Origin of the sequence: Legionella busanensis (assembly GCF_900461525.1) — a bacterium.
Taxonomy (GTDB): domain Bacteria; phylum Pseudomonadota; class Gammaproteobacteria; order Legionellales; family Legionellaceae; genus Legionella_C; species Legionella_C busanensis.
In genome coordinates this window covers 85,018-109,599 of sequence record NZ_UGOD01000002.1, presented here as the reverse complement: position 1 = coordinate 109,599, position 24,582 = coordinate 85,018, and the positions used below count along the sequence as shown (strand labels likewise).

Genomic DNA, 24,582 nt, shown 5'->3' with positions numbered 1-24,582 from the left:
CCATTATCCGTGGGGTCAATAAAATGAGACTCTACCACCAAAGGTACCAACCGCAATTTCTGGCCAGCCACGAAATTGAATGGCAGGCCACCCTTCAAATTGAAGGCGTGCTTTTTGCTGTAACCAAACGAAGGGGATGTCATTGCCATCAATCCACAACTCAACCGCGCGTGAATTAGTTTCGGGCAGGATTTCAACGAGTACTTGCCCTGCATTGACCACCACACTTTCTTGACCTGTTAAGCGTTTAAAAACAATACCAGGTGCGTGCGCTCTAATTTGTTGGGTTTTTGTCTGGCAATACGCGTATCAACATTTACTTTATCAATATTAGCTTTGGCCAGTTCATTTTGATAGTTGGCATATTCAATTTGGGCAAGCTCATATTGGCGTTTGGACACAATACCTTGTGTATATAAACTCTTTTGGCGCACCAGGTTATGTTTACTGGCAGCCAGTGCTTGCTCGGCTGCTTTTATCCGTAAGACAAGCGCTTTTTTTTCCATCTCTAATCGAGATAAAAGTGCGGGGTCATTATCACTAATATCCACGATTAGGTCGCCCGATTTTACTTGCATCCCTTCATCCACATACCATTTTTTTATTCGACCTGTCACAGGTGAATTGACGGTATGCTGTCTTTCAGTAGGCGAGAACGCAATGACTCGGCCATGTCCTAAGGCAAATTGCTGCCAAGGTATGAAAATTAAAAAAAGAAGAATAGGCAGGAGGCCTGCTAATGTCACCCACATAATTTTTTCGTGGTTTTGGCAATTGTCGAATTAGGGTATGGGCATAAAGTTTCATGCAAGCACACACGATTAGTTAATTCAGGCAACTGATTTTTTTGCGTGGTAATTATGACTAAGGTGTCTGTTAAGTTCATTAGTAACGTTAATACTACGTTCACCTCTTGAGCGGTTAATTGATCGAACGCTTGCGCGATAATAAGAAGTTGAGGTTTGGTTATCAACGCTCGGATTATCATCAGTTTAATTAGTTCTTCAAGACTAAATGTTGACTGCCACTCATGGATAACAGTATATAAGCCTTGCGGTAGCGTCATAATCTTATCAAGAAGTGCTAACTGGTTTAGTTTTTCAAAGAATGTAGTCAGTAGCAGTGTGGCGATGATTTAACACTAAATTATCATAGGTGCTGCCCGAAAACCATTGTGGCTCGTTGATTAATAAACTGTATTGGCGTAACGCCATTAAGTGTTGCCGATTAACAGGCACACCATTGACATGAACTGAAAAAAGGGTAAGCGCTTTAAACCCTAATAACTGGTCTACAAAGTCTTGACTGACTCTATCGCTAGCAATCAACAAGAAAGGTTCGTGAGGGGTAATTAACACGGGCTGATATCAGCGTGAAAAGACAGCTCAATGGTTTTAAGGGCTTAAACCCAACTCAACGTCTCGGCGTTCAGATTCAGGTCGCTCATTAGGTAAATGAAGTACTTCCTGTAATTTATCTGCAGCGGCCATTAAATCATAATAATTTCCATTAACACACCAAAGCGTTTAAATGAATAAATAAGGGCGCCTAAGATAATTTCAGCAGCGACTAATTGGCCTAAATCAATTGATTTTCTATGACTAAATAGCCCCTAGCCCTAATAGCAGACTGCTGGCTAGTGCCGATAGCGTGTAGAAACCTATTTGATGTTTATAAGTTGTCTAAAATGCTGTTTCTTGCAGTTAAAATCCAACTAATTTTTATCAGTTTGGCTAATGGCATAACGCGGTACTGATTAAACTTAAATAAATAGCGGTTAATTAAAATTTTCCAGCCAGGCCCAATGATATGCTTTTGAGCACATTCGTCCTTAGCACTGATTAAAGCCTTTTATACGGACCAAAACGGTCAGTAGGACACCAAACAAAATAAACAAATCAAACAGGACAAACGCTGGGTGATAAAAAGCAATAAAACAAGACCAAAATCACTTGTAAGCTTAAATTGATGCCATACAACAACAAACTAGCAAGCGATTTTTAACCGTTAAGAGTCAAAATAGCGATTGACAAGTGCAGGACCATGATGGGTAGAGAAATTATCTAACGAGAGTGAGTAAAGTGTCTTGTTAAAGCAAGACTTACATGAACCATTATCTTTGTTGAATGATTTCAATGACAATGACTTGCCAGATACTCAATGCACCTAAACCAGCCATTAAAATTAAAACAATAAGACTTAATGTGACGATGGGTTGTAGTAATTTACCAAACGCCAGGAGATTGACCAAGGTTTGCGCAGCAATTGGTACAATCAATGACAATAAGCTCACAAATACACTTAAGAGCAAGATTGAAAAAAGAGTTGAGTAATCTAAAATATTAAGCACTGAGACACGTTGTTTTTTATCATGGTTTATGATATCCCTATCAAAAAGCTTGTTAATGCTTTAATTTTTTAAGCAGAAAAAACTCTAATGAGTCTATCGCTTTACTGCCACTTGGTCGTTTTAATAAAGACACATGAATGTCATTTAACAGGGGTAAAAAATTAAAATCAAGACGCTCTAAATAATTCGGGACCATGGTTCGCTGAATCGCTGTAATGCCAAGGCCCGCTCTTACAGCCGCCATTTTACCCGTATAACTGGGGCTACTATAAACAAGGCGCCAATTAATATTGGCTTTATTGAGGGCTTCAATAACATTTTCTCGATAGACACACGGTTTAGGTGACAACACTAACGGTATGACCTCTTTATGAGTTAAAGAAGGCAGCAGCTCCTTTTCCCAATCCATTCGACAGGCTCACTCCATACTTTCACCCCATCAGTCATTTCATTGTTAGGGGTTGCTTTAACGAGAATTAAATCAAATTTATTCTGCCTAAAATTTTCAATAAGATTTAAGGTTAAATCGCATTCGACATTAAGAATGACGCGAGGATGCAGGCGAGAAAACTCAATTAACACATCCGATAAAATCATACTTGCAAAATCTTCAGGCAGACCAAAACGAATCTCACCTTGCAACTCAGGCTCTTTAAACCGGTCTAAGGATTCCCGATGTAACTCATAGATGCGCTTGGCATAACTTAAAAAAATCTCGCCATCTGTGGTCAACGATAAGTTTCGACCCCGATTAATCAATGGTTTTTCAATGATGTTTTCTAACTTCGCGATTTGTTGACTGACGGCCGATTGGGTACGTCCTACGCGCTCTGCAGCTTTGGTAAAACTGCCTGTATCGGCAAGTGCCAAAAAACATTGTAAGGTCACGGTGTCCAAAGACATTAGATTTCCTAATTTGTAAAATAATAATTATTAATTTTTCTTATATTAGCATTTCGAATACATTTATTCAATACCAATTGACAATCTAATGGAGCATTGTGTGTCCTATTTTAGTGAGTACCTCAGATTTTATCCTCTATTCTTAGTCCTAATCCCCTTTATTGGCTTTATCATCAGCGGCTTGTTTTATAAAAAAAGTCCAATACGTGGCGCTCAATTATCTTCATCCTTTATTGGCGTTGGATTGATGGGTAGTTGTCTGGGCTTCCTTTACCTCCCTCACTATGACAATAAAGTAATACTTTTGGCCTTAAAGCAGACAGCTTGTCTTTATTGATGAGCACGCTGATTTTATTGGTAAGTTTCATTGTTCATCAATTTTCCCGGCGCTATATGGCAGGCGATAGGCGCTATCGTCTTTACTTTCTCAAATTAGCAGCACTTACCTGTAGTGCTATTGTGATGGCCTATGCGGATAATCTGGTGTTGTTTTGGATGGCGTGGACTTGTAGCAATTGCTTGCTTGTTTCATTAATGATTCATAAAAGTGAGTGGGCGGCCGCGAAACACGCAGGCATCTTAGCATTAAAAACGCTTGGTTTAGGTAGTGCAGCGTTGTTCGCGTCTTTTCTTTTGTTATATCAAGCAACGGGTAGTAGCTCGATAACGGCTATCAATGCTCAAGCCACCCAACTCCCCTGGCCCTTTTTAACCGGCATACTTGTACTTCTTCTCGTCAGTGCACTGACACAATCTGCGCAATGGCCTTTTCACCGCTGGTTAACCAGCTCATTAAACTCACCAACGCCTATATCTGCCTTAATGCATGCGGGCTTAGTGAATGGGGGCGGTTTTATTCTCGTTCGATTTGCGCCTCTTTTCTTAACCGAAGGACATCTGTTGCAGGTTGTGTTTCTGATTGGCGCACTCACAGCAATTTTAGGCAGCGTGTGGAAACTCTTACAAAGTGACATCAAGCGCATGTTAGCAAACTCTACCCTGGCGCAGATGGGGTTTATGATGATGCAGTGTGGTTTAGGTCTTTTCCCTGCAGCAGTTGCTCACTTGTGTTGGCATGGTTTATTTAAAGCCTACTTGTTTTTGAATGCTGGCTCAGCTTTAAACACGAGCAGAGAAAAAATGAAGGCTTCTCACCATTCATTGCTTCGCTTTGCGCTGTCATGCTTGATGGGCTTAGCAGGTGCTTTGAGTTTTGCCCTAACAAGTGGAAAACCTTTATTGACCCTGCAGCCTACCACTTTTCTGGTAGGCTTTGCGTTTATATCCGGCACCCAGCTTGCCTACACCTTGGTTAGACAAGGCGCACTGGTCAAACGAATTATTCCAGCCTTCCTTATCGTGTCGTTCGTGGGTCTCTTTTACGGAGAGAGCATTCATTTGATTGAATCATTCTTCCCAACTTATTCGACACAAGGACTACCGACTTTAAACCTAATCCATTTAGTTGTGTTTACCCTCTTTATTATTTTATGGCTGGGTATGAATTTAAAAGACTCGCGTGCTCTGCAACAAACTAAGTTATGGCGCCAATTGTATGTGCGCGCCTTAAATGGCAGTCAGCCGCATCCCAAAACCATCACCGCCCATCGCAACAACTATCACTATTAAGGAGTCCTCTTATGAGTACGAATCATGCCAAAAAACACCAAACCATAAGCGAGTATCAATCGATGTCGACGTTAACTGCGCCCAAACAACAGCAAGCGCATGTTCAAGCCCTAGTAAACAATGCCGCTCAATGCCTTGCCCCAGTCTGGCCTTTAGAGACCTTTATTGCCTGTAATCCGTTGCAAGGACTTGAGTCCTTACCTTTTGAAGAGGCACTCTTAGAAGGTCAGCGATTATTTGGCTCTACTCAGGCCGCGCCAAAGCTTGAGGTAGTGAATCGTGAACTGATTAAATGGTGTGGTGTCTTTTTAGACATGGGGCAAGGAACCATTGAGGCGCCCAATCGTCATCAAGGTTTTTATGCCGCGTTCTTACGCTTAGCAAGTTATGATTACTCCTTGCACCTTGGAAGTCAGGTAATTAAGGATTGGTTAACTCAGTTACCTGATAATGCTGAAGAGACCATTGTCGTTTGTTTGACTAAGTTAGGTGTGACTGTTGACCATCAGGAATCTTTTATTAAAGAGAACTTAGCCTATTTACCTGGTTGGGCAGGGTATGTCAAATGGCGCTCTTTATGGAGGAATACCTCGACAACACCTGACTTATGCCCTGTCACCTTGGTTGACTTTCTGGCAGTCCGGTTAGTCCTCACAGTAGCTCTTTGGCCTGAAGCACGTTGGGAAAAAAAAAGCCTAAAAAATGAGGCAGCTTTGATTAATACGCTGGCGGCGCAACTAAAAAAGTCAGAGCACGCCTATCAGCATGAGCTTCTTAAAAAGCTCATGCCTCAAGTCAAAAATTGTCTACCCTCAAAAACAAGACCCGCTGCTCAGTTAGTCTTTTGCATTGATGTGCGCTCTGAACCCTTTCGTCGCCACCTTGAGCCCTTAGGCGCTTATGAAACCCTGGGCTTTGCCGGTTTTTTTGGAATTCCTGCACGAATTCATGACGTTAACTCAAACACTTACAAAGAGTCGTGTCCTGTCTTACTTAAACCACGTTATGATATTGAGGAAAAACCACTTGCCTCGGCACTGCCTTGTGTGAAGAAAGCCAAGCAGGGAAAAGCACGTTTTCACTTACTTAAAAAGACCTATTATGGTTTAAAATATAATTTTTCAACCCCCTTCGCGCTCGTAGAAACATTAGGGGCATGGTGCGGACTAACCATGCTCACCAAGACCCTTGCCCCAAGGCTGACTGACAAGGCATGCACGTCTATTAGCAATCGATTCATGCCATCGTTGCCCACAAAGCCCATTATCCAGATGAGTAGTGCCAACTCAGTTTATGGCATTGCTCCGGCTGAGCAAGCCTTTTATGGGGAAGCGGTATTAAAAATGATGGGATTAACCCAGAACTTCGCCAAACTAATTGTCTTTTGTGGCCATCGAAGTAGCACCCAAAATAATCCTTATGCATCCGCACTGGATTGTGGGGCGTGTGGCGGCAATCACGGTGGCTCAAATGCTAAAATTCTTGCGGCGATATTAAATAATCCACCCGTGCGAGAAACACTGGCAAAACGGGGCATCATTATCCCGGATGATACGTTTTTTTATGCCGCAGAGCACGACACCACCACCGATGAAGTCACCCTTTTTGAGGCTGACTTAGGCCTACACGCTCATCAAACGCTTTTGGATGAGTTAAGAGATGACTTAAATCTTGCCAGGCATCTTAATGCGCAGGCGCGTTGCCAAACATTGGGTGTAACAAAGACCTCACATTCCATCCAAACAACACTGACCCGCAGTAGTGATTGGGCGGAAGTAAGGCCTGAATGGGGGCTCGCACGCAACGCCGCTTTTATCGTCGGCCCTCGCCAGTTAACCAAGCCCATTAATTTGGACGGCCGCTGTTTTCTTCACTCCTATGATTGGACGCAAGACAAAGAAGGTAGCGCGTTAGAGACTATTTTAACAGCGCCTATGGTGGTGGCCGAATGGATTAATACGCAATACCTTTTTTCAACCCTCGATAACGTCCTTTACGGAAGTGGCAGTAAAATCACCCAGAATGTCACAGGACTACTCGGCATGATGCAAGGCAACGGGAGTGATTTAATGCATGGATTACCCCTGCAATCGGTTAAGTCAACAGATGAAGAAGCCTACCATGAACCCCAGCGCCTGTTAACAGTTGTTTATGCACCAAGAACCAGGGTTAGTGCGATTATTGCCCGGCAAGACAGTCTTAAAACGTTATTTTTTAATGGGTGGGTAAATTTAGTTGTAATTGAGCCTGCCGAAGAGGTTGCTTATCAATTAGATAGAGAAGGTCATTGGCATATGCTTTAATGAACAATAAAGGAGCGTGACATGAGTATTATTAACGTTTATGAAAAACGTGAAAGCGGCATTAGTTTACATCCAATGAAAAAAATAGAGGTCATTGTGTCTGGCGACAATGAGCAGAGGATTGCCAAGATGATGAATGAGGCTAATGTGCCTGGATTTACCTTGTTACGTAATATCTCAGGCAAGGGACATCATGGATTTCATGAAGGCAAGCTTCTTTTTAATGACAAAGCAGCACTTGTTATGTTTATTGCGGTGGCGCCTGAGGAAGCCATCGCGACCATTGCGTTGGGCATGAAAACCTTATTTCAAAAAAATTCAGGTGTTATGTTTGTCTCCGATGTGTCCGTGGCACGATTAGACTATTTTACTTAAAAAGTATAAGTGAAATAAGCTCATTGAGGCAACAAGTTGACCAAAAAAAACTAGCTTGGGGAAGAGACATGCTTTATAGAAACGAACCTGTTTTACTGGTGTCCAAACATAAAAAAGAACAGGCTATTGGCCCTGTCTTTCAGGATAAAATAGGTTGTGAATTATGCGTTTCAGATTTTGATACCGATTTATTTGGCACCTTTACCGGTGAAATTCCTCGAGCCCACAATGCATATCAAACCTGTATTTTAAAAGCAAAAACGGCAGCCTTGATTGCTGATTATGTTTATAGTCTTGCTAGTGAAGGAAGCTTTGGGCCGCATCCATCGCTGCCCTTTGTGGCCAGTGACCATGAAATCATGGTTTTTGTTGATTTGAAAAACGATTGGATTATTGCAGACCAACTTATTACTCCTAGAACCAATTATAAGACGTTAACGCTTAATCCCAGTACAGAGATTGATTCCTTTTTACACGCTGTACACTTCCCAAGTCATGCCGTCACCCTTCAAGTAAATCAATCAAAAGAAATTCTTGGCAAAGGTATTCAAGACCGCTCGTTTCTAAGTAATCTTATAAAATTAGGCTTTACCAAGGGGGAAGAATTGCTTATAGCCACTGACATGCGCGCCATGATGAACCCGACCAGGATGGCTGTGTTGGTTACATTGGCAGAAAAACTTGCCACCCGCATTCTCACGTATTGCTCTGTTTGCAAGGCGCCTGGCTTTGGTTTTGTATCGACAACCGAATATTTATTGTGCAGCCTATGTGACGCCCCTACATCCCTGTATCGATTTGAACTTTGGGGTTGCGTTGCGTGTGAGCATCAAGAAAAAAAACCAAGGGCTGACAACGTAAAAAAAGCTAATCCCACTTTTTGTAATGACTGTAATCCATAAGTTTATTTTAAGGATTAACTGACTATAATTTTTGAAAGTTATTTCTTTCAAGCAATTGAGAAATAAGGGCATAATATGCAAGGTAAGCGTTGTGATAATTATGAAAGTACTGATAAGAGAAACCTTTGCTTAGCTACTTTCCGATACGACTCCTACCCTAACTATTTTTCTTTTATTTTCATTTAGTTCGTAATCATATCAAAAATGGAAAATTTCTTTTTTTCAAGTGACATGTCAAATTCCAACGGTACTAATAAAATGAAAATGTATTACAAAAGGGAAACATACCCCCACGATTATTTGTTATATTTCTCAACTACACGAGTTTCGCACTTGGCTCATGTAGGTTGAAACATTAAGAATTTGATCTGCTCCTGAATAGCATTTTTGATTACATGCCAGTTTTGTTGATAAAGAGTAGTTTTTTGAGTAATACGTAATTTATGTTGCTCAAACCAAGCAGCAATGGCAAGAAAGATATGGTTTCTCTGCGCTCGGCCTGTGCGTGCCTGACAACGCTCAATTCCACATGTTTGTTTGACTTCTCGATGATAAACTTCGACCGACCAACGTGCATCCATGATGTGTTTTACTTGCTCACGTGTTGGATTTTCCATGTTTGTCGCCACGTAATCAATGCGGCCATTTTTTGCCACGAACTTGAATACAAAAATCCAACCATATCCACGTAAATGAACCGAAAGTCCTTCTTCGGGAATTTCTAATGTTTCTAATCGAGCATGACGATTTACTATTCGGTTTTTTCTTAATGGTGTAACCCAAATCCACCCATGTGAGCGGATGGATTTCAAGTTATCTAAACTTGAATACCAAGCATCCATGACGACTGCTGTGGGAGTGAGTCCTCGTGATTTAGCGAGTTTTAACATGTCGCAAAAATGGGTGTTTTTTGTTTTTCCATCCGTATCTTTATCATAGATACGATAATCAATTGGCACGGATTCTTGACTATCCAAACCATGCCACAGCATATTGATAAGACCAATTCCTGCAATCACATCATGGGCATTGCCAGAATACTGATAATTTACAAGTTCTATTTTTTTACTGTGTATCTTGGATAAAACTGTATCATCTGCTATCAATAGACAAGGTTCTGATGCACGTACATAATGACTTGCTAGTGACCATATTTCTCGAGGACGGAATTTTTTATCAGCTAACCAACGGCTAATACTATCATGGGATAAAGCTATAGGACTTACTTCTGATAGCGCTAAACCTGAATAACGCATACTGCTTGCTTGTAAAAATGCTTTATACAATTCTTTTGTACATCGATAACGCGACATCCTGACACAACTTCTAAATTAAAATTATGCCGCTAATTCTAATCTATTTATTTCAAACTGCGAAACTCGTGACTTGTTCTCCTGAGTTTACGTCTTAAATCATTTAACTTACCTAATCTCTTTGTTAAATGTCGTGAGTTATTTGCTTAATCATGCTCTTTTATTCATTAATAGGGGCTGACAGCCCTTAATTTCGTAAGCATGCCATCGATGTCTGCATTTTGTCACAAATGATGAGATAGTTAATTTTAAGTAAAACAATATCATGGCTAACTTTTAATAATTTAAATAGCTAGTTTAAATTAGGGATGAAAATAACAGCTATATTAACCCTATTGCTATAATTAGTTTTAATTTTAAATAATGAAGTTTGTAGCGCTAGCCAAAGAGAGTTTTTGCAGCCATAAATTTATTATAAGGAGGCATGCACTTGCCCTTTTAGGGCAATTTGCCGAAACGTGGGAGACTCTTGTGGCCAAAATACCTTGTACGTCGATGAATCAATTGAGGGTGGGAATTCTAAGATGTCCGTAAGCCTTTCAAAGAGGCAGCAAGCTTCTTCATCTTTGAGAAACACGTAGTTGATTGTCAATTTTTTCTGCTCTTCAAGTTGCAATTTTTAGATTGATAAAGACCTTATTCTTATTTCACATAATGTCGTCATGGCACCCAAATCGAGGCACGCCCTGTCACACCGGAACAACCACACGCGCACGCACCCTTATATATTGCAGAATTACCTTTAACTTAGAACCAATACAAAACTAATCTTCGTCCTTATTAATAATCCAACTTTATGTTTAATAATTTTAACGTTACTATTATTATGAAAATTTTCCTTTTGTTTTGATTTAAAGTTTGCACTTCTATCAAAACCGGAAAATCTCAGCCTTGCAAGCGAGAGGTCAGATTAAATCGGAACTAATACAAGTAATGGTTTTAGCTTATTTTTAAAATGAAATAAATCATTTGCGCATGTATCCTGATTTATTCCCCATTTCACCCTAACACGGCCTGATAATTTCATAGGCGAATCTTCGTAGTCATCTGTCATGGTTTAGCCAGTTCTGAGTTTGTTCCTTCCAAGCTTGATAACATTTTTCACCGCAAAAATACCTCACATAATCATCACCTTCAAAAGAATTAGCTGCTGATTTTGGAATAAGCTTAAGACAAGTAAAGCAACTTTCTTTTTCACAATGGTTTTCCTTAGAATTGAATTTTTCCAGGGAAACTAATAAGGGTAACGATTTTCTGTCTTGTTTAGTGTGTGCCTTGATCGGCTCTTTATGATGCCCTAACGCTAGCCCTCCGATAATAGTTTGTTCTTCAGGGATTGCTATTTGCTCTTTGGTGAACGCTTCATCCAGCGTAACCCAGCAACAGCCAATACTAAGTGCACATGCTGCTAACCACATGTTTTGCATGGCAGCCGCACCACTGTAAAGATGCTGGTTATGTTGTTTTAACCAATTATCGATATCAATTTTTGTATCTACTGTGACAATAATTAAAAGTTGTGCTTGTGAAAGAAATGAAGCATGGTGCGCTTTTGCAGCCAATACTTTCAGGCTGTCTTTGTTTTTTATTAGCGTAAAATGCCAGGGCTGTGAATTTAAAGGGCTAGGTGCATATTGGCCTGCTTTAAGAATAGTTTCAATGTCTTCTTTATTAAGCGCCTTCTCAGAATATTGTCTTACGGCGCGTCTTTGCATGATTAGCTCAAATATATCCATTAAAACCTTCTTTAATTGCCCTATTATTTAATTTATATGCAACATAGACTGTTTTTACAACACTTAAACATCGTTTTTTCTGCTAAAAAAAGGAATCACTGTATATCCTTGCTGATGGAACGCCTGCTAAAAACACGTTTGTTTTTAATTGACTTGTAATTTCTTTTGGTCCACAAATATAAACGTGGATATTTTTGAGATTAGTCAACGTATACTGCGTTTTATCAAGAACATTAGCTTCTAGATAGCGTCCACTCGTTTTCAACACACAGGGTATATATACAAAATTTGGGTACCACGATGCTAATGTTTCTAATTCCTCGGCGTAATAAATATCATCGTCCTGACAGCCACCATGAATTAAAGTAATCTTGCCATTATGTTGCTCACTTAAAGCGCTTTTAGCGATAGCTAATAAAGGCGCAAGCCCGGTCCCCGTTCCAACTAAAAGTATATCAAAAGATGCCTTGTCAGGGTTAATATAGAAGCACTTTCCAAAGGGACCTCGAATCTGGACTATAGTATTAACAGCTGCTGCTTTCTGAAACCATTGGCTCATCTCACCATCGTCCTTAAGTTTGATATGAATTTCAATATAACCTTCGTAAGTTGGCATATTAGCAATGGAATAACTGCGAGATAGACCATAAGGGTTCATAAGGTTTAAATATTGCCCAGGTATCCAATCTTGTAAATTTTCTGCTAATAGCCTTACTCGAATAACATTATAAGTTAGCTTGGTGATTTCCGCGATGAGAGCTTGTTGGTCGCACTCTGCAACATCAGGAGCCTTCAAGTAAAGGTCAGTAGTAGGCTTTGCCCGACAGGCAAGGAAATACCCCTTGGATTTCAATGTATCAGGTAGCCCCTCTTGCCAGGTTGGCTCTATTTTAGTGTTTGTTGCTTTCACTAAACACGCTTGGCAAATACCAGCGCGGCAGGAGTAAGGGTAATTAATATCATGTCTCAACAAACAATCTAATACCGATTCGTTTTCTAGAGAAGAAAGGCTTTGATTATCATAATAAAGTTCGGGCATAGTCTTACCTATCTAATACATCATCACGTACGCTATTAGCGATAGAGGCTACTTTTTGAATATCTTCCTCGTTAGCACCTATTTCTCGTAAGGTTTCCCCTAAGTGTTCAATAACGATTTCAACATGTGTATCATTTAACCCTCGTTTAATTAAGTGGCGATGACCTTCCCGCATGTCTTTTCCTTCATAGTAATTGGGCCCACCAAAAACCATGGTTAAAAAGCCTTTTTGTTTAATGATTTGTTTTTCGATATCCACATCATCAAAAAAATGTCTTACTCTATCGTCTGTTAACATTTTACGATAGAAGATATCAACAGCAATATTAACGGCATTTTGTCCACCTAATCGCTCAAATAATGTTTTAGACATGATATACTCCATAAAGATATATTTTAAATGCATCTTATAAAAAGAAAGTATTGAAGTCAATTAACAAGTAGGAATTGATTATGCAGTTTACACAGTTTACAGATTACTCATTACGGGCATTAATTTATATCGCCCTTAGAAAAGAGTCATGCACAATTAAAGACATTACTGAGACTTATGGCATTTCAAATAATCACATGATTAAAATCATCCATAATCTATCCAAGCTCGGATTGATCAAAACTACTCGCGGCAAAAATGGTGGTATTTTAATGGCAATCCAACCTGAAACAATTAATCTAGGACAATTGATTAGCCAATTGGAACCTCATTTTGATTTAGTACCATGCTTTAATAAACTCAAGGCTAACTGCTGTATTGCACCTGTATGTAAATTAAAGGGCATATTACATGAAGCTCAAGCTACCTTTATGGGTATTTTAAAACGATACACGCTGGCTGATGTTCTGTATAACAAAAGTGAACTGTCTATTTTATTGAATATCAAGTGATAAATTAAAAAATTAAGACATAAAATTTAAATTAGCCTAAAAATAAAAGGATAAATATGTCCAAAAGTAAACAGTACATTAAACATCAATGTTCTGCGCAAGCAATAGACCAAGCAAGCCTGAGAAGGGTCTTTTAATAAACATGATAAAGTTCCTCTTTTTGTGGCAGAAAGGTGAAAAAATCTGAAAGAGAGCAGGGTGCTGATAGAATAGGAAATACCAAGAAGTGATAACCATTTTTTGTTGTTAATTTTTGAAGTTCTACTAATAGGGCTGGAATTCATTAATTATTTTTTAGTTAATTTTATTATCTATTTTCTGATTTAAGCTTAGTTAAAAGAGTACGATTTTTTGCAAGTTTGTCAGCCAATTGATGATTTACATCGCGATGTTGAGCCTCATCCTCACGAACAACTAAAAGGACATCACGTAAGCGTGCATCTGAAGCAAGGCCCCAATAATTTTTAGCAATTTCAGGTGCGGGACTATTTTCAATGTGACCTTTATCTAATTCTTCTAAATAATGGGTATAACTGACGACAGCTTCTTCCTCAAGGTAGCCCACAAAACGATGGGCTGTTTTTGATGAAACGACATACATAAAGAGGTATAAAACCACAAAAATAGCCTGTGCTATAAAAATAATAAATCGTTCAAACCAATTAGGTTTGGCAATATACATAAAGGTAATTAGATGCATCCTTTCATTTTCCGCTTCATCCAATAACGTTTTAATCCAACCCTCATCATTTTTAATCTTTCTTAGACAACGCAAATGGAGTAAAGCCGCGCCAACCATACCAGGTACTGCAGCGACCGTTTCAAGTACGATGGCCCGGTTACCATAGCGTTTCTGGAAAAAGGTATCAGCAAAAAATCGAAAAAATTTCACCAGAGCAAAAGCAATTTTATCACTCACGGTTTTAGCAGGTCTGTGAAGTACTGGCATTTGTAGGCCCCTGTATACGAAATACAGAGATATTATATTAAAGATGTATTTTAAATGCAACTTTATTTGAATGCCTATTTAATTTCCTCCCTAGACTATAAATAAAGGCTATCATCCAAAAAAGTTTTTTCGATCATATTTAAAATTTTAGTCAAAGGATAATGTGTTGTTTAATTATAAAAATAGTACAGTTAATTTAGATTTTATTAGAGAGCAAAAGCCTTGAGCTAATTATTCTAAAAGCTATTAAAAATATTGAATAAACCAAGTACGTTTTCGTACCATTAAACTTCAAGCCTCGTGAAAAGGGGATGAAATTCTTATCACTTTTAGTATAACCCTCCTATACAGCGAGCCTAAAAAGGAAAGGTAATTTGATGGAGCTTATGAAGCTTAATACAAGGCGAGGTATACAGAGACTTATTTCGCCCTGTCTTATCAATATTGTATTAGGTATATTCAAAGCCAGAGTTTTATAGTGTATTTATCAACGATTCTGTCTATACGTAAATACTGGCAAAAGGTTATCCTGATAGGATAAAATCCACCTTTGCCTAAATTATAACTATGATGAAAATTTCTTTTTTTAGTACACAAAAATATGAACGAGCTATTTTCGACGAAATAAATCAACTTCATAATCATGAAATTAATTATTTTGATTTTCATTTGAATTCGGAAAGTATTGGTGCCGTTGCCCCAACAGACGCAGTATGCTGTTTTGTGAATGACTCCATTGATGGCAAAGTAATTGATGGGCTTGCTGAGCGGGGTGTGCAGCTAATTGTTTTACGCTCTGCGGGGTATAACCATGTTGATTATACTTATGCACAGGAGAAAGGAATTCGTGTTTGTAGGGTACCCTCTTATTCACCACAAGCCATAGCAGAACATACTGTGGCATTAATTTTATGCCTTAATCGAAAAATTCATCATGCCCACAATAGAGTGAGAGAGGGCGATTTTTCCCTCAATGGACTAATGGGATTTAACTTATACCAAAAGACGGTAGGTATTGTTGGTACAGGGCAAATAGGCTCTGCATTAGCCCATATTCTTTATGGTTTTGGTTGCAAAATTCTTGCATTTGACCCACAACAAAATGAAGATTGCATAAAGCTTGGTGTTACCTATGTGAGTTTAGATACCTTACTAGCAACTTCAGATATAGTCAGTTTACACTGTCCGTTGAATGACAGTTCATACCATATGATCAATTCTCAAGCCTTAGAAAAAATGAAACAGGGGGCTATGCTTATTAATACTGGTCGAGGCAAACTTTTGGACACAAAGGCAGTTATCATGGCTCTAAAAAGTAAAAAATTAGGTTATTTAGGGATGGATGTATATGAAGAAGAGGAGTCATTATTTTTCGAAAATCATTCCTACGAAATTATTAATGATGATGTTTTTTGTAGACTGCAAACTTTTCCTAATGTACTCATCACAGGTCATCAAGGGTTTTTTACACAAGAAGCAATTCAAAATATTGCTGCAACAACATTGGAAAATATAAGTAATTTTGAAAGAAAATTAGGTCCTATTTACTGGGTAAATACCTCAACGCTTAAGACTAAAATCAATGAATAGCATCTCTAACAACATTAACCTTTTAATTAGTGACGCAAATTTATATCTTAATGAGACGCAATCTATTCTAACCAAACTGCTTCAAGTAACAACTGATACTGAGAATGAAGGTTCGTTGAATGGAGATAATAAAATTCTTACTATTCAATTAACACTGCAGTATCGTTTAAGCTGCGAAGATGCCTTGAGCTTTTTGTTAAAGCTAGATCATAGTTTACTTTATTTTCTTGGAATCCAAGCTTCGCAGACAGACAAAGTGAATATCGATCGGTTAGCCTATGCTGTAGGAAATGAAGATTTAAAACAAATCTTAAATATTTTAGCTATCTTAACTGGCTCTCTTTCCAAAATTGTTGCTCGTTATAAAATTAATCATGCCTCTTTTACATTAAAAAACAAAAACCCTCAAAAACCTCACCTTATAACCCGAGAATTGTCCAGGCTCCTTACCAAACAGAAGCAGTTTCTAAACGTACTTGAGAAGTTGGATCCAGAAATAGAGCAACTTATGAAACTACAAGCCGGAGAGCCTATTTTTGATTACATTGCGGCATTAAGAGGTCCCATTTCACACTTCCACCAAGCCATCATTCATGGTCTTGGGCAGGCAAAGCAACTCTATCTCCAAGTAAATAAAACACCCTTAATAGACTATCAACTGAATGCTTTGCTAAAAGAAACTTCAAAAGTACTTCATTTAATGCCAAGTACCTATCAGCTACGATCTAATTACCCCATCAAAAAGTTTGATCACTCAATGACTTCTGAGCAACTGGAACAGCGCGCTGCTGCCAAACGATTACGCCCTTTTTTTGGCTAAAAATTAAAATTTAACCTATCCAGGAATTAAAAACAGAGTGATATTATTTCATTACTAACTTGTTAGGCATTTCTCAATTATTCTATTCAACGTGAGTTCGATTAATCAATATTGAACAGCAGTTATTTAATATAGTTAATAACAAAAATGAGCAGCATGAATTGAGATTTTTAATAAGAACTTTAGAAAAATTCTTTGAAAAAATTAAAGATAATTTGGAGCTAATTGATTGGGAAAATGAAAGCTCAGTATCTTTGAAGTTTTAATTAAACAAGTCGAAATTGAGCAGGAGCGAGTAACAGTAGTCTTTAGAGTCTCTCCAAACTCTAGAGATAAATCATTTCATTCGTTGGAAGATTGTCGTAAGAGTGGAGACGCGAGCATAACCGAATTTCATATACCACCCTTAAAATGTAATTTTGTCTCAAAACCTTAAATGATAAAATGTTAAGGGATAAATAATCTTGCCCCACTTTAGTAGACACGTAAGTTTGATAAACTACGAGTCAATTAAAAGGGGAGAATCGTTAATGACAAGGTCGACAAGAAAATATACAAAAGAATTTAAACAAGAAGCAATTAAATTAGCTTTAAACTCTTCCTCCATCTCCATAGGCCATACTTGCCAAAGAACTAGGTATACCATCAGCTACGCTTCACATCTGGATAAATGAGCTAAAGAAAACAAGTTATTTAGCTAGGGTAAATGAGTTATAATTACAGCATCAATCTTTTTTACTTTATTTAACCTCAAAAATTCTAGGGTTGGATTTATTGATTTATCATTTCTTTTTACATGGTTACAGTCAATTACAATCCAGTGAGAAGAATCCATGACGATATACTCAACAACTATTGCATCCCCATGTTTCACATCAAAGAAATGAATATTAGCTTTCATCTTTATAGGGAATGTTTTCTAAAACTTGTAAAACTCTATTTTTGTATGGGTTTTCTGAGGCTTCGTAATCAATTTCAATATCTTGAAACCTTCTACCATTAGATCTTTTTTTAATAGAATAAATAATATTTTGACCATATTTTATAATACCTAATTTATCAGGAAAAACACTATTCGGTATATTAATAAACGTATCCTCGCCAATTTTAAGTTTAAAGTTATCTTCTAAAACCTCATAAATTACTGCTTTTATGGAATGAAGTACTTCAACCTCTTCTGAAATAAGGGAAGTAGAATTTACTTCAGCCTGTTTAACATTGAAAACTTTTAATTGTGAATCCTCAGTACTCAAACTATAAAAATTTCTTAAAGGATTATCAGATGCCGTAGCGAAGAGATCTTTCTTCTCATCTTCTAGTTTTTGATCAAGCGTTTCATTTATAGCTATATTAACCATTAATCATCTCTCCTAAGGCCTTACATATTTGATCTGCATTGTCACTAATTAACTTAAAATAATGCCTAGAGCTTTTTGCTAGAGATAATCTAGGTATTTCACAGTTTCTCTGCCAAACATCGATATCCATCATAAATCCTTCGTCTACCTCTATTGGTAATGAAAAATACCTGTTTGACTCTAAAGCCCGGTAAGGTCCTACACTAATTCTACATTCATCACTATTGTTTTGGTGCTTTGACTCAAAAGTAATTGCTACATCATCAGTATGGTTGAAATTTTTAGATAATGCTTGCTCAAGCGAAGAATTAGATTTAATTAATGTTTGTCTTATTTTATCAAAAGAAAACTTTTCTTTAACAAGAATAACCCAGGTCCGAAAACCTATACGATTTATTTTATTAAAAATTTCCGGATCAAACTCATTCAACACCTTATCTGCTAATTTTAATGTAGGATGTTGAGGGATTTCAGAAATTTCAATTCCTTTACTATGCTCAATAACAATAACGAGCGATTTTAATGAAAGAATAAATTTAAATGCATCCTCTTTATATTTGGCTGTTGTAACCACCGAATGTTGAGTCAAATTTATGTCAGTATTTGGCTCGCTATATGGTTTATTCTGAGTGGTAGAATATACAATTTCACTAAATTTTCCAAAGTGGTCCAAGAGTTTAAAAGACGGAGGATAATCTATACGTAAAATCGTTTTATAAGAGAGTATCTTGTCAGCCATAAGAAGAGTAGAGCCCTATATATAATATTTATGAAAGAAAGATTACCATAGATAGTAGATAATCATACTTCAGTTAGCCATTTCGAAAACTTAATATTACCATCCCTAAGTGTTCATTAATTAAAATTATACAATTGATTTATATTTTATACTATATTAATGGTGTTTATTTCATTTTCCTTTCACTTTTAGCTAAAAAATCAAATACACACAATTAAAATTCGGAAAAATCGATTAACCATATATAAATAGATGGCAAATTAATTAAAAGAGGAAAGTTACTGACCTAATAACAGGTCAGAGCTTTGATCCTATTTCAAAAATATTTAATTCCTTGTCACAATACTAGTGGGTGAGAAGTAATCTTTGCCCCATTAATGAGCGAAATATATCATTTAAATTTCCGGTATTGGTCTCTTAACCTATTAATAAAACCCTAATTTTAAAAACATTAATAAAGTAGGGTATAAGTATAAAAAAATCTATTACGTATCTATCTTGGATTCAACAAATTAGTGCAACTTTTGTATATAAAAAAGACAGATGAAAAGGGTAAACTTCAATCTGCTTTAGTACAGGAGTTGTTAGAATGGGTTACAAGCATTTGGACTATCTTAAGCGATGTAAGATCCAAGCTTTTGTGTATGCAGGCTATACACAGCAACAAATAGCAGCTGAACTAGGTGTACATAAATCGACAATAAGTAGGGAGCTTAATCGCAATCTAACCTTTGTTCGAACACGCTTAGGTTATTGGACCTATAAAGCAAATTATGCTCAAAAGTACGCTGATGATAGGCAGCGAGACAAACCAAAGCACATTAAAGCCAAGGAGGAGGTTAAGGCATTTATTATCGAGAAGTTAAAGCAAGATGGAGTCCTGAACAAATCAGCGGTTATGCTAAGCGTAAGGGATTATTTCATTTAAGTGGTGAATGGATTTATCAGTTTATTTTAGCGAACAAGAAACACGGCGGAAACCTGTTTAAACATTTAAGACACCAACAAAAGAAGTATCGTAAACGCTATGGTAGCCCCAAACGTCAAGGGCCAATCAGAAACAGGCGATTCATTGATGAAAGACCTAAAGTCGTGGATGAAAAAGGGCGTATAGGTGATTGGGAGATTGATACCATTATTGGCAAGAATCGTAAGCATGCCGTGGTTTCAATCGTTGAACGAAAGACTAAGTTTACTATCCTTAAAAAGGTTAACAGAAAGACTGCTGAAAATGTAAGCTTAGCCACGATAGATGCTTTAAAGCGATATCCTAACTCGGTTTTATCCATTACCGCTGACAATGGTAGCGAATTTGCCAAACATGAAATAATAGCTAAGCAATTAAACACCGATTTTTTCTTCGCTCATCCTTATTCATCTTGGGAACGTGGACTTAATGAAAATACCAACGGATTGGTACGCCAATACTTAAAAAAAGGCGCAACCTTTGAATCCATTACTGACGAATACTTAAAAACAATTATGGCTAAACTCAATGACAGACCGAGAAAAACATTAGGCTTTCAAACACCAACTATGTTATTTTTGGCGAAAACAGATGATGAAAAAAGTGCGGTTGCACTAGATGGTTGAATCCGCGTATCAATAATCTAAGATAAGTCTGATTACTGCGATAACCAGACTTAATTTAGATTATTAATTTATTCACCTGTCTTAAAAATTTAAAAATACTTCATCTACAAAATTAAAATGAGTATCATATGCGCACTTTGATATCAAATTGCGACCCAATGATTTATAGCGGTACTTATAACTAATTAAATTAGAGGACGATACTGATAATGTTTATGCTTAGCATCTCTAGTAGTTCTTTAAATTACCCATAAATAATTAACCAAAAAATTTTTGTAATCATCAACTGATATCGAGTTATTCAGAATTTTTAATACCTATTTAATATGGAGTCAAAAATATGTTAACAATTGGTCAAGAAGTAAAGAAACTACTAGAGAAGATGCAAGAAACTCAATGGGTTCTAAGTGAATTAGAATCAGAGTATTCGTTAACAATCGCTATTAATAAGGAAGAGGAATTCATTTTTAACTATATGGTTAGAACAGGTATGAATGAAATGACAGATAAATCATTTTGGTATTCATGGCCAGATGAATTTACCGGGAATATTGTTATTCATCATACTAATATTTTTGATTCACAAGCACGTAATAAATTTGTCGAGAATCTTTCGAGTGCGATAAATGCTACTGTTCAGTTATTAGCGAATAATTGGGGAAAAAATACAAGTGACCCTAAAAATCCCATGATTACTAACGAACAAATAAGTAATAACACAAAAGACATGCTAATTTATATAGCTGAAAAATTAAATATAAAAAATATTTATCCCGTACTTAATAAGCCATATTTTTGCGGCCTTTGGGGTATTAAGTCGGATAGTCAGGAAATACTAGATTTGTTTGTCAAGGCCGTCACTGACGAACTTACAATACCACAAACTACTAAAAAAGAGCTGTTTAATGTAGATTTTTATCAATCACAATATAGAGGTTTTCTATTTAATTTAGATAGTAAGCCTAAATCTAGTGGGAATGAAGATAAATATTTAGAAGATAAACAATCAGCTCAATTTATTAATTAAGTTATTTAATTTATATTCTTAGCTTTAAGTTTTCGATCCCTCTCCTTTGACCTTTATAATAGATATATCAAGGTCAAAGAAAATATCCTGTAAGGTTTTTATAAGCAAAGGTTTCTTGAAAGTTAAATTTCTTATTTAAGAAAGATTCGCAAGTCTGGTTAACCCGCTAGCCAGACTTAGCGAATTCCCCTGGAGCGCAATATAATGCTTGTCCTTAATGTGCGGCATTGACAGTCAATTTAATACCTTCTTCTTTCTGCAAAATATTAATAACAGAAAATAATGATTTAGCAGTTGGATTACCTGACGCGCTAAACATTCGTTGCAAACTTTTACTATTTTTATCCATCGTCTTGGCTAGAGGCTCAAAAGAAATGGTTGCGTTAATGTAATCGCGTAAAAGTGATTTAGCGAGCTCAATATCATCTGTAAGTAGCGCGTTGACTGCCTCTATCAATAAAGCTTGGCGAAAGTCCGCATCGTGTTGCGCTCTTTCTCGAACGGTAGATTTAAACGCTTTCGTTAAGGCCATCTTAATTACCTCTCTTTTTTAACTGCTTATAAGCTTGCCAATGCAATTTAGCCTGCTTAATCGCTTTGTCTTGTTGGCTTTTTGTACTTCCGCCCACTAAAATTACAAGCTCGTCGCCATCTTGGCCAAAATAAATGCGATATCCTGGACCAAAATCAATTTTGAATTCAAACACACCACCACCCACACTCTTTACGTTTGAAAAATTACCCATTTCCATTCGATAAAGTGCTGTTGTTACTTTCGCTGCAGCAATGGCATTGAGCTTATTAAACCAATTTTCAAAAGGGTTGATTCCCTCTGTTGTTATAAATTGTTCTATTTTTATTTTCATTATAATTATAGTAACATATATGCTACCATTTCTCCAGTTTTTTAGGTTTCTTTGCTCCCCCAAGCCGGGGAAGCTAACATTAATCAATGGCAGCCACTATTTTCTTTCTCTCTGAGTGCTCACAGGCATAATCAAGTAATAAATCATATAAATGTAAAAACATCTCTGATTGGCTGCGGTTACAAAGATAATTAAGCATATAGAGAGTAGCAATAATGCCTGCTGCATCTGCACTAACCTCACCTTGATAGCCATTTCCTGGAATATAGAGCTTTAAGGGTCCTGGTATCTCAGGCGCCATATAAAGACCTTGATTGCTAAGTTTGTAAAAGTGCCAGTAAGCGCCCTCATATTGATTACAAAACTCGGCAAGCACCTTATAAAGGGTCGACTCAGCAATGCCATGCCAACGGCCAAAATGATGAGGTAAAAAATCAAGACGGTGTCTATCTGTTATAAGTGTTGGTGAGATAGCTAACATAGAGAATCCTTTTGAAGTTGTTATCGTATCTAAAAGAAAATTACGCGTTATTTAGACGATGTTTTAATCGCATAAGTTCGGCTGCTTGCTCCATATAGGCACGCTCTAAAGAACTTAGATAAACTTGTCCTTTCTTTGAACGAGAGAAAAAGGATTTGATGGGGGAAAGAAGTTTTGGTAAATTAAAGATAGTCATTTCACTACTCCAATAGTGTTTTTGATTAGTGATGTTTAGCTGTTAGTCGCAACTAAATATCACGCTTAACTACCCTTCTATATTATCAATAACTCCTTGAAAATTCAATAATTTATTATAAATAATCTTAATTTTTTATTTAAATATTTTCTTTATTTGAATACAAAAATTGACTTTAACTAACGGATTACTAATGATGATTTTCAAGACGCTTTTTAGTATAAAAATTTCTACTTTGGAGTTGCAGATATTTAATAACTTAAAGATAAAAAAAACTGATTAAATTATTTTTTTATTCTAAAATGAAAAAAAATTAAATACCTACTGTTCCTCTTATTTAAACATAAATAATAATTATTAATAAACTAATTACAATTTTCCTAAAAATCCTTTAAACCATATTCAATGACAATCACGCAATTAAAATGCGCTTTCAAAAGTAAAAAAATAAATAAGATAAAACAGCCGCTACTAGGCCGTACAAAGTAAAAATAAAATAACAAGATTCTAATTCTACACACACCACGCAAGATAATTGCCAGACAAGTCCTAATATAACCATTTGAAAAATATAATAATTTTTTAATTTACCTATTTTTTACCATTTTTCCCAACAAGATGAATAATTACAATAGTATTACAAATTATTATTTTAACTTATTGATATTAAATGATATTAATTTTTTGTAATACAGTTGTAATCTTAATGTATACTATTGTATTATTTAGTTGATATAGACTTCTTAAAAGAAAATTATGAATGAACAAGATGTTTTAACCTTAAGATTAACACCTAAAGAGATGGAGTATCTTCACAATTTAGCCGACAAGCATGATTTAAAAAAGCGAGGCAACGATGAGCTTTCTCCTGCCAAAGCATTAAAATTTTTATTAGCTTATTGTCTTCATCATGAGATTAAAACCAATAAAAACGAAGAAGAAGATTTGCTTGTTATTCGAAAAATGATTGAGCAAATACATGCTTCAATACCCCATCTTCTTTTTCAAAATCAATTTCAAAGTTTGTTAATGGCCAATCAATTTAAAAGTGAGGATATTAATATTGTTAAGCAATCAACACTTCAATATTTAAATGATAACTTTAGTGGATTTCAGTCACTTTCTTATAAAGAAGTAAAATTTAAAATTAACGGAATTGGCCTTAAAACCATACCTTTAGAGCAAGGCATTTCACTATGGAAATAACAATTGATGTTGGCGCAGATGTTATAGAAAAAATAGAAGATATTTCTCAGCGAAAAGGAAAATCAAAGGAATCGATAGCAGCTGAAATGCTGTCAATTGGCGCGCAAGTTCTTCTAAATTCTCTTGAAGAAAAGCAAGACAATATTACCTCTTTTTTATTAGAAAATAGTGTTCGAGCCAATGAATTATTAATTGAAATACTCTCATCTGTATTTAATCGAGAAAAATCAAGACTGGGTGTTTATGATGCAGAGACTGCCGTTGCTTTAATTGAGCGGATTGTTGAAGGATATCTTAAAGGCCACAAAACAGGTCAATAATT

General features: G+C 36.6%; 23 protein-coding genes and 3 pseudogenes. 11 read left to right on the top strand and 15 right to left on the bottom strand.

Annotated elements, in window-relative coordinates; genetic code table 11:
- The 4 genes and pseudogenes from DYH30_RS18655 to DYH30_RS18650 all read right to left on the bottom strand — a co-directional run.
- Nucleotides 1–807 (bottom strand): annotated as a pseudogene (locus DYH30_RS18655) (efflux RND transporter periplasmic adaptor subunit); the annotation flags it as partial.
- A gap of 293 nt (nt 808–1,100) precedes the next feature.
- The gene (locus DYH30_RS18390) at nt 1,101–1,358 is read right to left on the bottom strand and encodes a hypothetical protein (RefSeq protein WP_244917905.1); all 258 of its coding nucleotides are present in this window, start codon (nt 1,356–1,358) and stop codon (nt 1,101–1,103) included.
- A gap of 755 nt (nt 1,359–2,113) precedes the next feature.
- Nucleotides 2,114–2,293 (bottom strand): hypothetical protein, encoded by a 180-nt coding sequence (locus tag DYH30_RS18385; RefSeq protein WP_244917904.1) that lies wholly within the window; start codon nt 2,291–2,293, stop codon nt 2,114–2,116.
- Between the two features lie 109 nt (nt 2,294–2,402).
- Nucleotides 2,403–3,253, bottom strand: a pseudogene (locus tag DYH30_RS18650) (LysR substrate-binding domain-containing protein).
- A 324-nt stretch (nt 3,254–3,577) separates the two neighbouring features.
- Between DYH30_RS18650 and DYH30_RS15660 the strand changes: the two are divergent.
- The 4 genes from DYH30_RS15660 to DYH30_RS15645 all read left to right on the top strand — a co-directional run bounded on the left by DYH30_RS15660 (nt 3,578) and on the right by DYH30_RS15645 (nt 8,462).
- Nucleotides 3,578–4,882, top strand: a complete 1,305-nt coding sequence (locus DYH30_RS15660; RefSeq protein WP_147285960.1) for a proton-conducting transporter transmembrane domain-containing protein — start codon at nt 3,578–3,580, stop codon at nt 4,880–4,882.
- Nucleotides 4,883–4,893: 11 nt separating this feature from the next.
- Nucleotides 4,894–7,185, top strand: a complete 2,292-nt coding sequence (locus DYH30_RS15655) for a DUF2309 domain-containing protein (RefSeq protein ID WP_242604735.1) — start codon at nt 4,894–4,896, stop codon at nt 7,183–7,185.
- A gap of 21 nt (nt 7,186–7,206) precedes the next feature.
- On the top strand, nt 7,207–7,560 hold the full coding sequence (locus DYH30_RS15650) for a P-II family nitrogen regulator (RefSeq protein ID WP_115332608.1): 354 nt from the start codon (nt 7,207–7,209) through the stop codon (nt 7,558–7,560).
- 68 nt (nt 7,561–7,628) lie between these two features.
- Nucleotides 7,629–8,462, top strand: a complete 834-nt coding sequence (locus DYH30_RS15645; protein ID WP_115332698.1) for a DUF6671 family protein — start codon at nt 7,629–7,631, stop codon at nt 8,460–8,462.
- A 338-nt stretch (nt 8,463–8,800) separates the two neighbouring features.
- Here DYH30_RS15645 and DYH30_RS15640 read toward each other — a convergent pair whose 3' ends face one another.
- From DYH30_RS15640 to DYH30_RS15625, 4 genes are all read right to left on the bottom strand, one after another.
- The gene (locus DYH30_RS15640) at nt 8,801–9,775 is read right to left on the bottom strand and encodes an IS701 family transposase (RefSeq protein WP_115332697.1); all 975 of its coding nucleotides are present in this window, start codon (nt 9,773–9,775) and stop codon (nt 8,801–8,803) included.
- Between the two features lie 1,043 nt (nt 9,776–10,818).
- The gene (locus DYH30_RS15635) at nt 10,819–11,511 is read right to left on the bottom strand and encodes a DUF3330 domain-containing protein (protein WP_115332696.1); all 693 of its coding nucleotides are present in this window, start codon (nt 11,509–11,511) and stop codon (nt 10,819–10,821) included.
- A gap of 82 nt (nt 11,512–11,593) precedes the next feature.
- Complete coding sequence (locus DYH30_RS15630; protein ID WP_115332695.1) at nt 11,594–12,550, bottom strand: FAD-binding oxidoreductase; 957 nt, start codon at nt 12,548–12,550, stop codon at nt 11,594–11,596.
- Between the two features lie 4 nt (nt 12,551–12,554).
- A complete protein-coding gene (locus tag DYH30_RS15625; protein WP_165482194.1) occupies nt 12,555–12,923 on the bottom strand; it encodes a group I truncated hemoglobin in 369 nt (122 codons plus the stop codon).
- 80 nt (nt 12,924–13,003) lie between these two features.
- Between DYH30_RS15625 and DYH30_RS15620 the strand changes: the two genes are divergently transcribed.
- Nucleotides 13,004–13,435: an Rrf2 family transcriptional regulator gene (locus DYH30_RS15620; RefSeq protein WP_115332693.1), complete on the top strand. Its 432-nt coding sequence runs from the start codon at nt 13,004–13,006 to the stop codon at nt 13,433–13,435.
- Between the two features lie 307 nt (nt 13,436–13,742).
- On the opposite strand, the gene DYH30_RS15615 is transcribed toward DYH30_RS15620, so the two are convergent.
- Complete coding sequence (locus DYH30_RS15615; RefSeq protein WP_115332692.1) at nt 13,743–14,384, bottom strand: alternative oxidase; 642 nt, start codon at nt 14,382–14,384, stop codon at nt 13,743–13,745.
- A gap of 567 nt (nt 14,385–14,951) precedes the next feature.
- Between DYH30_RS15615 and DYH30_RS15610 the strand changes: the two genes are divergently transcribed.
- Nucleotides 14,952–15,974, top strand: a complete 1,023-nt coding sequence (locus DYH30_RS15610; RefSeq protein WP_207385814.1) for a 2-hydroxyacid dehydrogenase — start codon at nt 14,952–14,954, stop codon at nt 15,972–15,974.
- Nucleotides 15,967–16,794, top strand: a complete 828-nt coding sequence (locus tag DYH30_RS15605) for a hypothetical protein (protein ID WP_115332690.1) — start codon at nt 15,967–15,969, stop codon at nt 16,792–16,794. Before DYH30_RS15610 ends, DYH30_RS15605 begins: the two co-directional genes overlap by 8 nt.
- Nucleotides 16,795–17,684: 890 nt before the next feature.
- Here DYH30_RS15605 and DYH30_RS15595 read toward each other — a convergent pair.
- Together DYH30_RS15595 and DYH30_RS15590 are read right to left on the bottom strand one after the other, a co-directional pair.
- Nucleotides 17,685–18,152 carry a hypothetical protein gene (locus DYH30_RS15595; RefSeq protein ID WP_115332688.1) on the bottom strand — a complete coding sequence of 156 codons (468 nt, stop codon included), beginning with the start codon at nt 18,150–18,152 and terminating at the stop codon, nt 17,685–17,687.
- A complete protein-coding gene (locus DYH30_RS15590) occupies nt 18,145–18,891 on the bottom strand; it encodes a hypothetical protein (protein WP_115332687.1) in 747 nt (248 codons plus the stop codon). The genes DYH30_RS15595 and DYH30_RS15590 overlap by 8 nt, the downstream gene beginning before the upstream one ends.
- A gap of 589 nt (nt 18,892–19,480) precedes the next feature.
- On the opposite strand from DYH30_RS15590, the pseudogene DYH30_RS15585 reads away from it, so the two are divergent.
- Together DYH30_RS15585 and DYH30_RS15580 are read left to right on the top strand one after the other, a co-directional pair.
- Nucleotides 19,481–20,484: pseudogene (locus DYH30_RS15585) on the top strand (IS30 family transposase).
- Nucleotides 20,485–20,824: 340 nt separating this feature from the next.
- Nucleotides 20,825–21,511: a hypothetical protein gene (locus tag DYH30_RS15580; RefSeq protein ID WP_115332686.1), complete on the top strand. Its 687-nt coding sequence runs from the start codon at nt 20,825–20,827 to the stop codon at nt 21,509–21,511.
- A 214-nt stretch (nt 21,512–21,725) separates the two neighbouring features.
- On the opposite strand, the gene DYH30_RS15575 is transcribed toward DYH30_RS15580, so the two are convergent.
- From DYH30_RS15575 to DYH30_RS18080, 4 genes are read right to left on the bottom strand one after another with little or no spacing between them, the layout of a single operon-like run.
- Complete coding sequence (locus DYH30_RS15575; protein ID WP_115332685.1) at nt 21,726–22,043, bottom strand: transcriptional regulator; 318 nt, start codon at nt 22,041–22,043, stop codon at nt 21,726–21,728.
- Between the two features lies 1 nt (nt 22,044).
- Nucleotides 22,045–22,464: a type II toxin-antitoxin system RelE/ParE family toxin gene (locus DYH30_RS15570; protein WP_244917903.1), complete on the bottom strand. Its 420-nt coding sequence runs from the start codon at nt 22,462–22,464 to the stop codon at nt 22,045–22,047.
- Nucleotides 22,457–22,858 (bottom strand): antirestriction protein, encoded by a 402-nt coding sequence (locus DYH30_RS15565; protein ID WP_115332683.1) that lies wholly within the window; start codon nt 22,856–22,858, stop codon nt 22,457–22,459. The genes DYH30_RS15570 and DYH30_RS15565 overlap by 8 nt, the downstream gene beginning before the upstream one ends.
- 40 nt (nt 22,859–22,898) lie before the next feature.
- A complete protein-coding gene (locus tag DYH30_RS18080; RefSeq protein WP_160116232.1) occupies nt 22,899–23,054 on the bottom strand; it encodes a hypothetical protein in 156 nt (51 codons plus the stop codon).
- Between the two features lie 756 nt (nt 23,055–23,810).
- Here DYH30_RS18080 and DYH30_RS15560 point away from each other — a divergent pair.
- Both DYH30_RS15560 and DYH30_RS15555 read left to right on the top strand, forming a co-directional pair.
- On the top strand, nt 23,811–24,260 hold the full coding sequence (locus DYH30_RS15560) for a hypothetical protein (RefSeq protein WP_115332682.1): 450 nt from the start codon (nt 23,811–23,813) through the stop codon (nt 24,258–24,260).
- Nucleotides 24,251–24,580: a hypothetical protein gene (locus tag DYH30_RS15555; protein WP_115332681.1), complete on the top strand. Its 330-nt coding sequence runs from the start codon at nt 24,251–24,253 to the stop codon at nt 24,578–24,580. Before DYH30_RS15560 ends, DYH30_RS15555 begins: the two co-directional genes overlap by 10 nt.
- The last annotated feature ends 2 nt before the right edge of the window (nt 24,581–24,582 follow it).

Excerpts from the sequence above, each read along its gene's own strand:
- DYH30_RS15565 (WP_115332683.1), bottom strand. The coding sequence starts at position 22,858 with ATGTTAGCTATCTCACCAACACTTATAACAGATAGACACCGTCTTGAT.
- DYH30_RS15610 (WP_207385814.1), top strand. The coding sequence starts at position 14,952 with ATGATGAAAATTTCTTTTTTTAGTACACAAAAATATGAACGAGCTATT.
- DYH30_RS15605 (WP_115332690.1), top strand. The coding sequence starts at position 15,967 with ATGAATAGCATCTCTAACAACATTAACCTTTTAATTAGTGACGCAAAT.
- DYH30_RS18080 (WP_160116232.1), bottom strand. The coding sequence starts at position 23,054 with ATGACTATCTTTAATTTACCAAAACTTCTTTCCCCCATCAAATCCTTT.
- DYH30_RS15650 (WP_115332608.1), top strand. The coding sequence starts at position 7,207 with ATGAGTATTATTAACGTTTATGAAAAACGTGAAAGCGGCATTAGTTTA.
- DYH30_RS15595 (WP_115332688.1), bottom strand. The coding sequence starts at position 18,152 with ATGGTTAATATAGCTATAAATGAAACGCTTGATCAAAAACTAGAAGAT.
- DYH30_RS15620 (WP_115332693.1), top strand. The coding sequence starts at position 13,004 with ATGCAGTTTACACAGTTTACAGATTACTCATTACGGGCATTAATTTAT.
- DYH30_RS15615 (WP_115332692.1), bottom strand. The coding sequence starts at position 14,384 with ATGCCAGTACTTCACAGACCTGCTAAAACCGTGAGTGATAAAATTGCT.
- DYH30_RS15625 (WP_165482194.1), bottom strand. The coding sequence starts at position 12,923 with ATGTCTAAAACATTATTTGAGCGATTAGGTGGACAAAATGCCGTTAAT.
- DYH30_RS15635 (WP_115332696.1), bottom strand. The coding sequence starts at position 11,511 with ATGGATATATTTGAGCTAATCATGCAAAGACGCGCCGTAAGACAATAT.
- DYH30_RS15560 (WP_115332682.1), top strand. The coding sequence starts at position 23,811 with ATGAATGAACAAGATGTTTTAACCTTAAGATTAACACCTAAAGAGATG.
- DYH30_RS15645 (WP_115332698.1), top strand. The coding sequence starts at position 7,629 with ATGCTTTATAGAAACGAACCTGTTTTACTGGTGTCCAAACATAAAAAA.
- DYH30_RS15555 (WP_115332681.1), top strand. The coding sequence starts at position 24,251 with ATGGAAATAACAATTGATGTTGGCGCAGATGTTATAGAAAAAATAGAA.
- DYH30_RS15630 (WP_115332695.1), bottom strand. The coding sequence starts at position 12,550 with ATGCCCGAACTTTATTATGATAATCAAAGCCTTTCTTCTCTAGAAAAC.
- DYH30_RS15655 (WP_242604735.1), top strand. The coding sequence starts at position 4,894 with ATGAGTACGAATCATGCCAAAAAACACCAAACCATAAGCGAGTATCAA.
- DYH30_RS15575 (WP_115332685.1), bottom strand. The coding sequence starts at position 22,043 with ATGGCCTTAACGAAAGCGTTTAAATCTACCGTTCGAGAAAGAGCGCAA.
- DYH30_RS15580 (WP_115332686.1), top strand. The coding sequence starts at position 20,825 with ATGTTAACAATTGGTCAAGAAGTAAAGAAACTACTAGAGAAGATGCAA.
- DYH30_RS15640 (WP_115332697.1), bottom strand. The coding sequence starts at position 9,775 with ATGTCGCGTTATCGATGTACAAAAGAATTGTATAAAGCATTTTTACAA.
- DYH30_RS15590 (WP_115332687.1), bottom strand. The coding sequence starts at position 18,891 with ATGGCTGACAAGATACTCTCTTATAAAACGATTTTACGTATAGATTAT.